This is a genomic window from Saccharopolyspora spinosa NRRL 18395 (assembly GCF_000194155.1).
Taxonomy (GTDB): Bacteria; Actinomycetota; Actinomycetes; order Mycobacteriales; family Pseudonocardiaceae; genus Saccharopolyspora; species Saccharopolyspora spinosa.
Map to the genome: position 1 here is coordinate 1280614 of NZ_GL877878.1, position 15539 is coordinate 1296152.

The 15539-nt window shown below is 70.3% G+C and carries 10 protein-coding genes and 1 pseudogene; 9 read left to right on the forward strand and 2 right to left on the reverse strand.

The genetic code is table 11. The annotated features are described in order from the left end of the window. Positions 1-47 precede the first annotated feature (47 nt). The 8 genes and pseudogenes from SSPN_RS0106480 to SSPN_RS42720 all read left to right on the forward strand — a co-directional run bounded on the left by SSPN_RS0106480 (position 48) and on the right by SSPN_RS42720 (position 10046). The gene (locus SSPN_RS0106480) at positions 48-1448 is read left to right on the forward strand and encodes a nitrate/nitrite transporter (RefSeq protein WP_010693033.1); all 1401 of its coding nucleotides are present in this window, start codon (positions 48-50) and stop codon (positions 1446-1448) included. Further along, a pseudogene (locus tag SSPN_RS42715) lies at positions 1441-3505 on the forward strand (molybdopterin oxidoreductase family protein). Before SSPN_RS0106480 ends, SSPN_RS42715 begins: the two are co-directional and overlap by 8 nt. After that, positions 3502-4887: an FAD-dependent oxidoreductase gene (locus SSPN_RS0106490; protein ID WP_010693034.1), complete on the forward strand. Its 1386-nt coding sequence runs from the start codon at positions 3502-3504 to the stop codon at positions 4885-4887. The pseudogene SSPN_RS42715 and the gene SSPN_RS0106490 overlap by 4 nt, the downstream one beginning before the upstream one ends. Further along, entirely contained in the window at positions 4884-7397 is a 2514-nt protein-coding gene (gene nirB / locus SSPN_RS0106495; RefSeq protein ID WP_010693036.1) for a nitrite reductase large subunit NirB, read from the forward strand. The genes SSPN_RS0106490 and nirB overlap by 4 nt, the downstream gene beginning before the upstream one ends. Beyond that, positions 7394-7717, forward strand: a complete 324-nt coding sequence (nirD, locus tag SSPN_RS0106500) for a nitrite reductase small subunit NirD (protein ID WP_010693037.1) — start codon at positions 7394-7396, stop codon at positions 7715-7717. Before nirB ends, nirD begins: the two co-directional genes overlap by 4 nt. After that, positions 7714-8856 (forward strand): uroporphyrinogen-III synthase, encoded by a 1143-nt coding sequence (locus SSPN_RS0106505; RefSeq protein ID WP_010693038.1) that lies wholly within the window; start codon positions 7714-7716, stop codon positions 8854-8856. Before nirD ends, SSPN_RS0106505 begins: the two co-directional genes overlap by 4 nt. Continuing rightward, complete coding sequence (locus tag SSPN_RS0106510) at positions 8835-9506, forward strand: sirohydrochlorin chelatase (RefSeq protein ID WP_010693039.1); 672 nt, start codon at positions 8835-8837, stop codon at positions 9504-9506. The genes SSPN_RS0106505 and SSPN_RS0106510 overlap by 22 nt, the downstream gene beginning before the upstream one ends. A 171-nt stretch (positions 9507-9677) precedes the next feature. Further along, positions 9678-10046 carry a hypothetical protein gene (locus SSPN_RS42720; protein WP_010693040.1) on the forward strand — a complete coding sequence of 123 codons (369 nt, stop codon included), beginning with the start codon at positions 9678-9680 and terminating at the stop codon, positions 10044-10046. A 345-nt stretch (positions 10047-10391) separates the two neighbouring features. Here SSPN_RS42720 and SSPN_RS0106525 read toward each other — a convergent pair whose 3' ends face one another. Further along, entirely contained in the window at positions 10392-11399 is a 1008-nt protein-coding gene (locus SSPN_RS0106525) for an EamA family transporter (protein WP_237710470.1), read from the reverse strand. A gap of 176 nt (positions 11400-11575) precedes the next feature. Here SSPN_RS0106525 and acnA point away from each other — a divergent pair, with 176 nt between their 5' ends. After that, a complete protein-coding gene (gene acnA, locus SSPN_RS0106530; RefSeq protein ID WP_010693049.1) occupies positions 11576-14392 on the forward strand; it encodes an aconitate hydratase AcnA in 2817 nt (938 codons plus the stop codon). Between the two features lie 189 nt (positions 14393-14581). Here acnA and SSPN_RS0106535 read toward each other — a convergent pair whose 3' ends face one another. Next, the gene (locus SSPN_RS0106535; RefSeq protein WP_083821845.1) at positions 14582-15139 is read right to left on the reverse strand and encodes a class I SAM-dependent methyltransferase; all 558 of its coding nucleotides are present in this window, start codon (positions 15137-15139) and stop codon (positions 14582-14584) included. Between the last annotated feature and the right edge of the window lie 400 nt (positions 15140-15539).

Here is a 15539-nt window from a genome sequence, read left to right on the forward strand (position 1 = left end):
AAACACCCGGTTCCTACCTTCGGAGCAACCCGACGAGAGGAGCCGAGTTGACCACGAGAGCTCTGGCCGGCAGAGGCCACTGGATCGAGGGCTGGGACCCGGAGGACGAGCGGTTCTGGGAGTCCACCGGCAAGCGGGTGGCGCGCCGGAACCTGATCTTCTCGATCCTGTCGGAGCACGTCGGCTTTTCCGTCTGGAGCATCTGGTCGGTTCTGGTGCTGTTCATGTCCCCGAGCATCGGCCTGCCGTTCACCGCGGCGGAGAAGTTCCTGCTGGTCGTCACCCCGAACCTGGTCGGCGCCGTGCTGCGGCTGCCCTACGGCGCGGCGGTAACCCGCTTCGGCGGCCGCAACTGGACGATCTTCAGCTCGGCGGTCCTGCTGGTGCCGACCGCGCTGGCGTTCTTTTTCGTGCAGCAGCCGGGCACGCCGCTGTGGGTGTTCATGCTGATCGGCGCCGCGGCCGGAGTCGGCGGCGGCAACTTCGCCTCGTCGATGACGAACATCACGACCTTCTACCCGCAGCGCCACCAGGGCTGGGCGCTGGGGCTCAACGCCGGCGGCGGCAACCTCGGCGTGGCGGCGATCCAGGTGGTCGGTCTGCTGGTGATCGCCACCGCCGGCAACACCCACCCGTCCTACGTGGCGGCGATCTACCTGCCGCTGATCGTGGTCGCCGCCGTGTGCGCGGCGCTGTTCATGGACAACGTGGACGCGGTGCGAGTCCGCCCCGGTGCGTTGCGGGAGGCCGCCGCGAACAAGCACACGTGGTGGATCTCGTTCCTCTACATCGGAACGTTCGGCTCGTTCATCGGCTACAGCTTCGCCTTCGGCCTGGTGCTGCAGACCGAGTTCGACTTCACCCCGCTGCAGGCCGCGAGCTGGACGTTTCTCGGCCCGCTGATGGGCTCGATCGCCCGGCCGTTCGGGGGCTGGCTCTCCGACCGCCTGGGCGGTGCCCGGGTCACCCTCTGGGCCTTCGCCGGTATGAGCGCGGGCACCGGGGCCTTGCTGTTCGCATCGTCGCAGGGCTCCTTCGCGCTCTACGTCGCGGCGTTCATCGTGCTGTTCGTGCTGACCGGCATCGGCAACGGCTCGACCTACAAGATGATCCCGGCGATCTTCGCCAAGGAGGCCGAGGACGAGGTGACCGATGGCGGTGAGGCAGTCGCGGCCTTCGCCCGGGCCCGGCGGATGTCCGGTGCGGTGATCGGCATCGCAGGTGCGATCGGCGCGCTCGGCGGCGTGGGCATCAACCTCGCGTTCCGCTCCTCCTACGGCGGCGAGGCCGCCAACGGCGACGCTGCCCTGACGACGTTCCTCGTCTACTACGTGGTTTGCGGAATCGTCACATGGGCGGTGTATCTGCGCGGGGCGCTCAAGAACACCGCCGCCCCGCAGCCGCTCCCGACGCAGCAGTCGTCGAAGGCCGAGGCCGGTCGTGCCTGACATCCGGACGGTGGCCACGCACTGCCCCTACTGCGCCCTGCAGTGCGGTACGCAGCTGACGCGGGAACGGCGCGGGGTGTCGGTGCGGCCGACGGATTTCCCGGTCAACCGGGGCGGGTTGTGTCAGAAGGGTTGGACCGCGCCGGCCCTGCTGGACGTCCCGGACCGGTTGCGGCACCCGCTGGTGCGCCGTGGCGGCGAGCTCACCCCGGTCGACTGGGACACCGCGCTGGGCACCGTCGCCACCGGCATCGACCGGATCCGGCGTGCGCACGGGCCGGACGCGGTCGGCGTGTTCGGCGGCGGCGGGTTGACCAACGAGAAGGCCTACCTGCTCGGCAAGTTCGCCCGGCTGGCGCTGGGCACCAGCCAGATCGACTACAACGGCCGGTTCTGCAGTCCTCGGCCGCGGCCGCGGGTAACGCCGCCTTCGGGGTCGACCGGGGGCTGCCGTTCCCGGTCACCGACCTCGGCGGCGCCGACGTGGTGCTGCTGGCCGGGGCGAACCCGGCCGAGACCATGCCGCCGCTGATGCAGCACCTGCGCGACGCGCAGCTGGTGGTCATCGACCCGCGCCGGACCGCGACCGCCGAGAGCGCCGCGCTGCACCTGCGACCGGCTCCCGGCACCGACCTGGCCCTGGTACTGGGGCTTCTGCACATCGCGGTGGTCGACACCCCGCCTACATCCAGGACCGGACCACCGGTTTCGACGCCGCGTGGCAGCGGGCGACGGCCTGGTGGCCGGAGCGCGTCGAGCGCGTCACCGGTGTTCCAGTGACCGCGCAGCGGCAGGCGGTGCGGATGCTCGCCGAGGCCGAAAGTGCTTACGTGCTTACCGGTCGCGGCGCCGAGCAGCACAGCAAGGGCGTCGACACCGTGGCCGGGTTCATCAACCTCGCCCTCGCGCTCGGCCTGCCGGGCCGCCCCGGTCGCGGCTACGGCTGCCTGACCGGGCAGGGCAACGGGCAGGGCGGACGCGAGCATGGCCAGAAGGCCGACCAGCTGCCCGGTTACCGGATGATCACCGATCCGGCCGCGCGGGCGCACGTGGCCGAGACCTGGGGCGTGCTGCCGGATGTGCTGCCAGGCCCGGGGCGCAGCGCGTACGAGCTGCTCGACGCGCTGGGCACCACCGACGGCCCCCGGGCGCTGCTGGTCTTCGGCTCCAACCCGGTGGTTTCGGCCCCGAACGCCGACCACGTCGGGAAGCGCCTGTCCGCTTTGGACTTGCTGGTGGTGGCCGATTTCGTGCCGTCGGAGACCACCAGGCTGGCCGATGTGGTGCTGCCGGTGACGCAGTGGGCCGAAGAGGACGGCACCATGACCAACCTCGAAGGCCGCATCCTGCGGCGCCGCCGGTTGCAGGTCCCGCCCGGCCATGCGCGAAGCGATCTCGAAGTGCTGCACGGCCTGGCGGTCCGGCTCGGCGAGCCCGGCCACCGCTACCCCACCTCGCCGCGCGAGGTCTTCGAGGAGCTGCGCCGCGCATCGGCCGGCGGCAAGGCCGACTACGCCGGGATCACCTACGACCGCCTCGACGCCGGTGAGGCCCTGCACTGGCCATGCCCGCACCCGGAACATCCCGGCACGCCGCGGTTGTTCCTCGACGGGTTCGCGCATCCCGAGGGGCTGGCCCGGTTCGCCACCGTGGACCACCGCGATCCGGCCGAGACGCCGCAGGAAGCGTTCCCGCTGACCGCCACCACCGGTCGCGTGCTGGCCCAGTACCAGTCCGGGGCGCAGACGCGTCGGGTCGCCGAGCTCAACGAGGCTTCGCCCGAGGCATTCGTCGAGATCCACCCGGACACCGCCGACCGCGCAGGTCTCGCCGACGGGGTCATGGCCAAGGTGACGTCCCCTCGCGGGAGCGCGCTGGCGCGCGTGCGGGTGGTCGCCACGATGCGCACCGACACCGTGTTCCTGCCGTTCCACTTCCCCGGCGCGGCGCGGGCGAACCTGCTCACCGGCGACGCGCTGGACCCGTGCAGCCGGATGCCGGAGTTCAAGGTCAGCGCCGTCCGGATCGAACCCGTCGAGGAGGTTATCGCCCGATGAGCCGCATCGTCATCGTCGGCAACGGGCCCGCCGCGCACCGGCTGGTCGAGCGGCTGCGCGCGCACAACCACACCGGCCCGATCACGGTGCTGGGCCGCGAGGAACACCCCGCCTACAACCGGGTTCTGCTCGGCGCGGTGCTCGACCGCACGCTGACTCCGTCCACTGTGGCGTTGCCCGCTTTGGACGCCGAGGTGCGCCTGCGAGTCACCGCCACCGGAATCGACCGCGCCCGGCGCGTGGTGCGCACCGACACCGGTGAGGACCACCCCTACGACGTCCTCGTGCTGGCCACGGGCTCACGGCCGAGGATGCCGGAAATCCCCGGTTTGAGCGGAGATCGGCTCCAGCCGTTGCGCACGCTCGCCGACTGCGCACGCATCGGCTCCGCCACAGGCCCGGTCGCGGTGCTGGGCGGTGGAATCCTCGGAGTCGAGGCGGCGCGGGCCCTGCTGGCCCGCGGTCACGACGTGACGCTGGTGCACCCGAATCCGCACCTGATGCACCGGCAGCTCGACGAGCCCGGTGGGCGGCTGCTCGCCGAGCGGCTCGGAAAGCTCGGCGTGGACCTGCACCTGGGCCGCCGGGCGATGGCCTACCGGCGCGGTCGACTCATCCTGGACAGCAGCGACGTCGTGCTGGCCAGCCTGGTCGTGGCGTGCACCGGGGTGACAGCTGAGACCGGGCTGGCGGTGCGGGCCGGGTTGCCGGTGCAGGGCGGGATCGTCGTCGATGACCAGTTGCGCACCAGCGATCCGCGGATCCACGCCATCGGCGACTGCGCCGAGCACGACGGCGACACGCCCGGCCTGATCTCTTCTGCCTGGGAACAGGCCGACGTACTGGCAGTGCTGCTCACCGGCGGCGACGCCGGCTACCGCGGCACCCGCAGCGTCACCCGGCTCAAGGCCCGCGGCATCGACCTCGTCTCGATCGGCTCGGTCGACTGCCTCAAGAGCGCGGACGCCGAGGTCGTGACGCTGTCCGACCCGGCCCGCGGTCGCTACGCGAAGCTCGCACTGCGAGACGAGCGGATCACCGGCGCGGTGCTGTTCGGCTTCCCGGAGGCGATCGCGTCGGTCAGCCAGCTGCACGACCGCGACCTGCCGGTGCCCAGCGACCGCCTCGCGCTGCTGCTGGGCACCCCGGCCGCGGTGTCCAGCACACCCGTCGAGCTGCCCGACGACGCGGTGATCTGCCGCTGCAACAACGTCACCAAGAGGTCCCTGACCGCCGCCTGGCAAGGCGGCGCCCGCTCGGTGCCCGAGCTGGCCAGGACAACGCGGGCGACCACCGGCTGCGGAGGTTGCGTCGACGACGTCGGCCGTATCTGCGGCGCGCTGGCCGACCGCATCGAACACCAGAAGGAGGGCGCGGCATGACCCGCACGCTTGTCGTCGTCGGCCACGGGATGGTCGGACACCGGCTCGTCGAAACGCTTCGGGAGCGCGACGCGGACAACACCTGGCGGATCGTCGTCCTCGGCGAGGAACCCCGGGCCGCCTACGACCGGGTGGCGCTGTCGTCCTACCTGGACGGCAAGAGCGCCGAGGACCTCAGCCTGGCCAGCCACGAGCTGCTGGACGACCCGATGGTCGACCTGCGGCTGAGCACGGCCGTGACCGGCATCGACCGGGCCGCCCGCACGGTGTCCACATCGGACGGTTCAGAGCTGCCCTACGACGCGCTGGTGCTGGCCACCGGCTCGCGGCCGTTCGTGCCGCCGTTGCCCGGCCACGACCTCGACGGCTGCTTCGTCTACCGCACCATCGAGGATCTCGACGCCATCCGCGCCGCCGCGACCGAGGACAAGCCCGGGGTGATAATCGGCGGCGGGCTGCTCGGCCTGGAGGCTGCCAACGCCCTGCGGCTGCTGGGCATGCGCGCGCACGTCGTGGAGATGGCTCCGCGGCTGATGCCGTTGCAGGTCGACGAGGGCGGCGGTCAGGTCCTCAGCCGGTTGGTCGGCGACCTCGGCTTGACGATCCACTGTGGCGCTGCCACGAAGTCCATCGACGGCGAGGACCACGTCCGCAGCGTCACGCTGGCCGACGGCACCGTGATCGACGCCGATGTGGTGGTGTTCTCCGCCGGGGTCCGGCCGCGCGACGAGCTCGCCGAACTCGCTGGGCTGGAGCGTGCGGAACGCGGTGGTTTCCTGGTCGACGAAGGTTGTCGCACCAGCGACGAGAACATCTGGGCCATCGGCGAATGCGCCGCGGTGGACGGCCGCTGCTACGGCCTCGTCGCGCCCGGCTACAGCATGGCCGAGGGCGTCGCCGAGCAACTGCTCTGCCTCGGCGAGGGAACCTTCCCCGGCGCGGACCTGTCCACCAAGCTCAAGCTGCTCGGCGTCGACGTCGCCAGCTTCGGCGACGCCCACGGGCAGACGGAAGGGGCCCTGGAGGTCGTCTACGCCAACAACGCCGCCGGGACCTACGCCAAGCTCGTGCTCAGCGACGACGCGCGGATCCTGCTCGGTGGTGTGCTGGTCGGCGACGCCAGCGCGTATTCGGTGCTGCGGCCGCTGATCGACCGGGAACTGCCCGCCCCGCCGGAACAACTGCTGCTGCCCGCCGGCTCCGGTGTCGACGCCGGCGCGCTACCCGCCGACGCCACGGTCTGCTCGTGCAACAACGTGTCCAAAGAGGACATAACCACGGCGATCGCCGAGCAGGGGCTCACCGACGTGCCCGGCATCAAGGGCTGCACCAAGGCCGGCACCAGCTGTGGATCGTGCGTGCCGATGTTGAAGAACCTGCTCGCCGAGTGCGGTGTCAGCACCTCCAAGGCGCTGTGCGAGCACTTCCCCCAGTCCCGCACGGAATTGTTCGAGATCGTCCAGGCGACCGCGATCGGCTCGTTCTCCGAGCTGATCGGCAAGCACGGCACCGGCCGCGGCTGCGACATCTGCAAGCCCTCCGTCGCGTCCATCCTCGCCAGCCTCGGCCACGGCCACATCCTCGACGGCGAGCAGGCCGGGCTGCAGGACACCAACGACCGGTTCCTGGCCAACATGCAGCGCAACGGCACGTACTCGGTGGTGCCCCGGGTGCCCGGTGGCGAGATCACCCCGGACAAGCTGATCGTGCTCGGCGAGGTCGCCAAGGAGTTCGGCCTCTACACCAAGATCACCGGCGGGCAGCGCATCGACCTGTTCGGGGCCCGGGTGGAGCAGCTGCCGCTGATCTGGCGGCGGCTGGTCGATGCCGGGTTCGAATCCGGCCACGCCTACGGCAAGGCGCTGCGCACCGTGAAGTCCTGCGTCGGCAATGACTGGTGCCGCTACGGCGTGCAGGACTCGGTGAGCATGGCCATCCGGCTGGAGCTGCGCTACCGGGGCCTGCGGGCGCCGCACAAGATCAAGGCCGGAGTGTCCGGCTGCGCCCGCGAATGCGCCGAGGCGCGCGGCAAGGACTTCGGCGTGATCGCCACCGACAAGGGCTGGAACCTTTATGTCGGCGGCAACGGCGGCTTCACCCCGCGGCACGCCGAGCTGCTGGCCGCCGACCTCGACGACGAGCAGCTGATCAGGCTCGTGGACCGGTTCCTGATGTTCTACGTGCGCACCGCCGACCGGCTGCAGCGCACGTCGGCGTGGCTGGAGTCGCTCGACGGCGGGCTGGACCACCTGCGGGAGGTGGTCGTCGAGGATTCCCTCGGCATCGGCGCCGAACTGGAGGCCGCGATGCGGCGCCACGTCGACAACTACGCCGACGAGTGGGCCGGGGTGCTGGCCGATCCCGGCAAGCTCGCCCGCTTCGTGTCCTTCGTCAACGCCCCCGACGCGCCGGACCCGACGATCCGCTTCGTCCAGGAGCGCGGCCAGATCCGGCCGGGCCCGGTTTCCCTGCCGATGCCCACCACCCAAAACCAGGAGGTGCTCACGTGAACTGGCAACAGATCTGCGAACTCGACCTGCTGCCGCCCGAGTACGGGCTGCCCGCGCTGATCCGGGACCACCCGGTGGCGCTGTTCCGCACCCGCGACGACGAGCTGTTCGCGGTCGGCAACGTGGACCCGTTCTGCGGGGCCGGTGTGATGAGTCGCGGGATCGTCGGCGACCGCGACGGCGAGCCCACGGTCGCCTCGCCGATGCTCAAGCAGGTCTTCTCGTTGCGGACCGGGCAGTGCCTGGACGACCCGGACGCGCGGCTGCCGGTGTACCCGGTGCGCCGCCGGGCCGACGTGGTGGAGGTCGCCGTCCCTTGACCGACGAACTCGCTGGTTACACCGTCGCCGTGACCGCGGCTCGGCGCGCCGACGAGCTCGGTTCCCTGCTGGAGCGCCGCGGCGCGCGGGTCGTGCACGGCCCCGCGCTGCGGATCCTCCCGCTGGCCGACGACACCGAGCTACGCCTGGCCAGCCGCGAATGCATCATCGCCCCACCTGACGTGGTCGTGGCGACCACCGGCATCGGGTTCCGCGGCTGGATCGAGGTGGCCGAGGGATGGGGCATGGGCACCGAGCTACTCGACGCGCTGCGCCCCACGCGACTACTTGCCCGCGGGCCGAAGGCACGCGGAGCGGTCCGCGCCGCTGGGCTGCCCGATCCGTGGTCGCCTGCCTCCGAGTCCTCCGCGGAACTGCTGGAACACCTGCTCGACCAGCCGCTGGACGGTGTTCGGGTCGCGGTGCAGCTGCACGGTCAGCCGCTGCCGGACTTCGTCGAGGCGCTGCACTGCGCAGGTGCGAAGGTCATCGAGATCCCGGTGTACCGGTGGACCGCGCCCGCCGACATCACCGCGCTGTACGGGCTGCTGACCTCGGTGTGTGCGCGGGAGATCGACGCGGTGACGTTCACCAGCGCGCCCGCTGCGGCCAGCATGCTTTCGCTGGCCGCCGAGCGGCGCTGCCAGGACGAGCTGCTCGCAGCGCTCCGCGGACCGGTGCTCGTCGCCTGCGTCGGGCCGGTGACGCACGCGCCTCTGGCCGATCACGGCGTGCCCGCGGTGATCCCGCAGCGGTTCCGTATCGGCGCGCTGGTGCACTTGCTGTGCGACGCGCTGCCGAGACGCTCGCCGACGCTGCCGGTCAGCGGCCGGGAACTCCAGGTCCGCGGGCACGCCGCCGTCGTCGACGGAGTGGTGAAGCCGCTCTCTCCGCAGGGGAGAACATTGCTCCAGACGCTCGCGGAGCGGCCCGGGCGGGTCGTATCGCGGCGCAGCCTGGCCGAAGCGCTCAGCAGCGCCGGGAACGCGCCCGACGAGCACGCCGTGGAACAGGCAGTCGCCCGGTTGCGGGCCTCGCTGGGTGCGCCCGAGCTGGTGCAGACCGTGATCAAGCGCGGATACCGACTTCCGCTGGAACCAACGAGGGATGCCCCGCGATGCGTCGATCCGCAACCCTGACTCCCCCGCTGCTGCTGATCGCCCACGGCACCCGAGACCCCGATGGGCCACGGGTGATCGAACGCCTCGCCGATGCCGCGGCCCACCGCCTGCGGGTGCCGGTGCACGTCGCGTACGTGGACGTGATCGGCCCGACCGTCGCAGAGGCCTTGAGCGAGGTCGACGGCCCAGTGGTCGCGCTGCCCGCCTTCCTCGCGGCCGGTTACCACGTGCGCACCGACCTGCCAGAACAGATCACCGCCAGCGGGCGCGAGGACGTGGCGGTCAGCGCCCCGCTCGGGCCAGCCCCGGAAATCATCGAGGCGATGTTCCGGCGGCTGGTCGCAGCCGGGTGGCAGCCCGGGAGCCAGGTCGTGTTCGCGGCGGCCGGGTCGTCGGACGAGCGGGCGCTGTCCGACGTGCGCGCCGCGGCGCGCATGCTCGGCCGCCGCGTCGGCCAGTGGCTGACCCCGAGCTACGTCACCACCGCCTCGCCCACGACCGCGGAAGTCTGCGGCCCGGCGGACTACATCGCTCCATACCTTCTGGCACCGGGCCTGTTCCATCGCCGGCTCGCGGAGCTGCCGGTGGCCGGTGTCGCCGAGCCGATCGGCGCGCACCCGGACGTGATCGACCTGATCGCCCGCCGCTACCGGCTGGCGGGGGGCTGATCGCCCGCCGCTACCGGCTGGCGGTGCGCGACCACGTTTCCGCCGCCTGAGCGCACGCCTCCGAGATACATCTGTGCCGATCGGGGTACTTCAACAGGATCGAACAGCTTAGTAGGAATCTGACGTTCGGCGTAGCCTTAATTGGTTGCAGTCCCGGAGGAGGAGGTCCCAATGGCCACCGCGACAAGCTCGAGCACCTCGTCGACGAGCTCGGCCGCGCAGCGCACGCGCAGGCAGCCCGCGACCAAACCCAGCCGGGCACGTGGCGGCACGGCGATCACCCTGCCCTACGTCACGGCGGAGCTCCACACCACCAAGGTCCAGCTGCCCGAGCTGCCGGGGATTCCCGGCCGCAAGGAGCTGGCGTCCGCTGTCGAGACCGTGCGCGGTCAGCTGCCCTCCCGCGACCAGGCGCTGTTCTACGGTGGGCTGACCGCAGCGGCCGCGTTCAGCCTGATCGAGTGGCCGGTAGCCGCGGCGATCGGCATCGGGAACGCACTTGTCCAGCGCAGCATGCACAAGGAGATCAGCGAGGCCTGATCGCGAAAGGATCCCCGCTGCCACGGGGTTAGCACTGGGGCATCACGCTCGGCACTTCTATCGCGGCGACTGACGGTGCTGCTGTGGCAGATGTGGCCGCCGAGGACCTCCTGACCTGCACTGTTCTGGCTCGATTCACCTGCGCGTCATCTTCCGCGCAACCGCGGCTAACCCAGTCGGCGCACAGTCGGGGCGTAACAACGGAGCAACGTTGGAGAAAGCAGACCGATGCCCCAGTTCCTCACCACCGTGCTCGCCGGCGTGGCCATCGCTCTCCTCGAGACCTTGTTGATCCACCTGGTGAAGTCGGCCATCCGCATGGCCTGACCCGCAACGCGCCCCGACCTAAACTCCCGCCAGCTCGGACGCCTGAGTCTTCGCCGGCGCCGCGCGCTGCGCGATGAATGCACCAGCGAGGATCAGCGCCCCACCGACCAGCTGGATCGGCCCCAACTCCTCGGCGAGCAGCGCCCATGCCAGCATCGTGGCGATCACCGGCTCCAGGAACGCGACCGCGCCGGCCACCTGCGGCGACAGGCGGCGCACCGCGACGATCCCGGTCAGGTACGCCAGGACCGTGCTCAACACCACGATCCAGCCGACCGCGAACAGCGCGGGGAACTCGTGCTCGGCCAGCCGGACCTGGCCGAGCAGCAACGCCCAGTCCAGCTTCCACGGCTGCGCGAGCAGCGTGACGATCACGGCGCCCAGTAGCAGCCCGAAGCCCGCGAGGGCGAGCGGGTTGACCTCGGCCCCGCTGTCCGACAACAGGAAGTAGGTGGCCTGGCAGCCCGCCGCGCCCAGCGCCAGCAGCAGGCCGATCGGGTCGAAGCTCAACCCCGACCACAGCTCCACCACGCACGCCAGGCCAACCATCGCGACGGCCACGCCGATGGCCGCCGAGCGGGTCACCGGCTTGCGGCGGACGAACCGGATCCAGCCCAGTACCATCACCGGGCCGAGGAATTCGATCAGCAGCGCCACCCCGACTGGCACCGTGGCTATCGCGGCGAAGTAGAAGACCTGCACCCCGGCGATGGCGAACAGGCCGTACCCGGCGAGCAGCTTCGGCACCCGGCGCACGGCCGGCGCGTAGCGGATCACGAACGGGAGCATCAGCAGCGCGCCCCCGGCCAACCTCAACCAAGCCACCTGCAGCGGGGTGAACCCCGCGGTGATCAGCGGCTTCGCGAACGGTCCGGAACCGCCGAAGCAGAAGGCGGAGACGATCGCGATCGCCACGCCAGCGGACTTCGCGTTGTCGGGCAGGTAGCGCACCCACCAATCGAACCACGCCGCCCCGTCGGCCCTGAACCCAGTTTCGGTACCGCCGTCCCAGTCCACGGTAAGCACGGAAATTCCGCGGTTTTGCACGCCGCGGTACATGTGATCGAGAGTTTGCCGACCCTTAGTTGAGGGCGAATACAGGACAAGCGTACTGTTAGCGGGCGAAGAGAGCGGGTTCTCGCGCACGCTCGGCCGACGTGCGCGAGACTCGCAATCGTTCCCGAACTTGCGCCCGTCGCGAGATGGAGTTGAACGTGACTGCACCTGCGAGCAAGGACAGCTTCGGCGCCCGCGGCACGCTGAACGTCGGTGACGCCTCTTACGAGGTGTTCCGGCTCAGCGCGGTCGACGGCGCGCAGCGGCTGCCCTACAGCCTCAAGATCCTCCTGGAAAACCTGCTGCGCACCGAGGACGGCGCGAACATCACCGCCGGCCACGTGCGCGCCCTCGCCAACTGGGACGCCAAGGCCGAGCCCGCCACCGAAATCCAGTTCACCCCGGCCCGGGTGATCATGCAGGACTTCACCGGCGTGCCCTGCGTGGTCGACCTGGCCACCATGCGCGAGGCGGTGTCCGACCTCGGCGGCGACACCTCCAAGGTCAACCCGCTGGCCCCGGCGGAGCTGGTGATCGACCACTCGGTGATCATCGACGTGTTCGGCAAGCCGGACGCCTTCGAGCGCAACGTCGAATTCGAGTACGGCCGCAACAAGGAGCGCTACCAGTTCCTGCGCTGGGGCCAGGGCGCCTTCGACGAGTTCAAGGTCGTCCCCCCGGGCACCGGCATCGTGCACCAGGTCAACATCGAGCACCTGGCCCGCACCGTGATGGCCCGGGATGGCCAGGCCTACCCGGACAGCTGCGTGGGCACCGACTCGCACACCACCATGGTCAACGGCCTGGGCGTGCTGGGCTGGGGCGTCGGCGGCATCGAGGCCGAGGCCGCGATGCTCGGCCAGCCGGTGTCGATGCTCATCCCGCGCGTCGTCGGCTTCAAGCTCACCGGCGAGATCCCGGCCGGCGCCACCGCCACCGACGTGGTGCTGACGATCACCGAGGTGCTGCGCAAGCACGGCGTCGTCGGCAAGTTCGTCGAGTTCTACGGTTCCGGCGTCGCCTCGGTGCCGCTGGCCAACCGCGCCACCATCGGCAACATGAGCCCGGAGTTCGGCTCCACCTGCGCGATCTTCCCGATCGACGACGAGACCGTCCGCTACCTCAAGCTCACCGGTCGCTCCGCCGAGCAGGTCGCCCTGGTCGAGGCCTACGCCAAGGAACAGGGCCTCTGGCACGACCCGAGCCACGAGCCGGAGTACTCCGAGTACCTGGAGCTCGACCTGTCCACTGTGGTCCCGTCCATCGCTGGGCCGAAGCGACCGCAGGACCGGATCGTGCTGGCCGAGGCCAAGCAGTCGTTCCGCACCACGCTGACCGACTACGCCAAGGTCGAGACCGCCGACGACAAGGCGCTCGACGAGGCCGGTGAGGAGTCCTTCCCCGCCAGCGACGCCCCGGCGCTCACCCACCACGAGTCCGCGCCGCAGATCGTCTCGGCCGCCAACGGCTCGAACGGCCGGATCTCCAAACCGGTCAAGGTCGCCTCGGAGGAGCTCGGCGAGTTCGAGCTGGACCACGGCGCGGTGGTGATCGCCTCGATCACCTCCTGCACCAACACCTCCAACCCGTCGGTGATGCTGGGCGCGGCGCTACTGGCCCGCAACGCCGTCGACAAGGGCCTGACCCGCAAACCGTGGGTGAAGACCTCGATGGCCCCCGGCTCGCAGGTCGTCACCGACTACTACGAGAAGGCCGGTCTCTGGCCGTACCTGGAGAAGCTGGGCTTCCACCTGGTCGGCTACGGCTGCACCACCTGCATCGGCAACTCCGGCCCGCTGCCGGAGGAGATCTCCGCCGCGGTGCAGGACAACGACCTGTCGGTGGTCTCAGTACTGTCGGGCAACCGGAACTTCGAGGGCCGGATCAACCCCGACGTCAAGATGAACTACCTGGCCTCGCCGCCGCTGGTGATCGCCTACGCGCTCGCGGGCTCGATGGACTTCGACTTCGAGAACGACCCGCTGGGCACCGACACCGACGGCAAGCCTGTCTACCTGCGCGACATCTGGCCGTCGCCGCAGGAGGTCCAGGACGTCATCGACTCGGCGATCACCAACGAGATGTTCACCAAGTCCTACGAGGACGTCTTCAAGGGCGACGAGCGGTGGCGGTCGCTGCCCACCCCGGAGGGCCAGACCTTCGAGTGGGACGCCGACTCCACCTACGTGCGCAAGCCCCCGTACTTCGAGGGCATGGCGATGGAACCGGCTCCGGTCACCGACATCTCCGGTGCCCGCGTGCTCGCGCTGCTCGGCGACTCGGTCACCACCGACCACATCTCGCCGGCCGGCGCGATCAAACCGGACTCGCCTGCGGGCAAGTACCTCACCGACCACGGAATCGACCGCAAGGACTTCAACTCCTACGGTTCCCGCCGCGGCAACCACGAGGTGATGATCCGGGGCACCTTCGCCAACATCCGGCTGCGCAACCTGCTACTGGACGACGTGCAGGGCGGCTACACCCGGGACTTCACCCAGGACGGCGCCCCGCAGGCGTTCATCTACGACGCCGCGCAGAACTACGCCGCCCAGGACATCCCGCTGGTGGTGCTCGGCGGCAAGGAGTACGGATCCGGTTCGTCCCGCGACTGGGCCGCCAAGGGCACCCGGCTGCTCGGGGTCCGCGCCGTCATCGCCGAGTCCTTCGAGCGCATCCACCGCTCGAACCTGATCGGCATGGGCGTCATCCCGCTGCAGTTCCCGGAGGGTCGGTCCGCCAAGTCCCTGGGTCTGGACGGCACCGAGACCTTCGACTTCGCGGGCATCACCAAGCTCAACGAGGGCGAGACCCCGGAGACCGTGAAGGTGACCGCGACCAAGGCCGACGGCTCCACCGTGGAGTTCGACGCCAAGGTCCGCATCGACACCCCCGGCGAGGCGGACTACTTCCGCAACGGCGGCATCCTGCAGTACGTGCTGCGCAAGATGATCCGCTCCTGATCCCCTGCCGATCCGGCCGGGAAATACCGAACGGGCCCGGTGCGCGACAAGCGCACCGGGCCCGTTCTTCTCAGATCCGCCCCTGCGGCGCGAGGAAGTCGCCCAGCTCGCGCCCATCTGTGGAGTCCCACCAGGAATGGATGTCCCGACCTGAGGCAGGCCACGCAGCACGGCGCGGCCTGAGGCGGATCAGTCCTGGCGGGGGCGGCGGCAGACGTAGATGCGGGCGGGCGGGATGTTGCGCCACACGGTGTGCGAGGTCAGCACCTCGTCGAAGCTCAGGTCCAGGCGGCGGCGGAACTGCCGGGCGCCGGCCATGCCCAGGGCGTGCACGTAGGCGAAGGTCGTGAAGGCACCGCCGGGCGCGAGGACCGCGCCGACCTGGTCCAGGATGTCCTGCTGCAGCTTGGCCGGGAAGATCGACCACGGCAGGCCGCTGACCACCGCGTCGACCCTGTCGATGCCCGCATCGGCCAGCAGGTCGCCGAGTCGGGAAGCGTCGCCCTGGATCACCTCCAGCCACGGCAGTTCCGCGCGCAGGTACTCGACCATGCCGGAGTCCACCTCGATCGCCACCTGGCGGCCGCCAACGGGCAGTCGCTGGGCGATCCCGCTGCTGAGCGCGCCGGTGCCGGGCCCCAGCTCCACGACCACTGGGCTGCCGGCGGTCGGCACCACGGCCGCCATCTCGCGAGCGAGGTTCGGTGAGCTGGGCGCGACCGCACCGACCAGGTTCGGTTTGTGCACCGCGCGCTCGATGAACGTCCGGTAGTTGGTCAGCACCGATCTGGAGCCCGAACTCGGCAGCACCGGACCACCCGGCTGTGGACCACTGGACTGTTCGACTGGACTCACGGATGCCCTTCCCGATCGGCGTGCGGACCTCGTTCGGCCCACCCTATCGGTCGCCGCACCTGCCGCGACCGACATGTGCGGCATCACATGCCGATCACGCATACCTGGCCAACCGCGACATTAGTTACCTTTGCAAACAACCGGGTCGGGAAAATCGCGGAATCGACGCGTGGTGCACGTCAATCAAAAAGACACCCGGAATTGGGTAACGAAAACCGGCCGAGCGGCGATTGGATTCACCGCTCCGTGGCCGGTTCGAAGTTCGCGGGCTCGTTCCCGACCGCGGGAACAA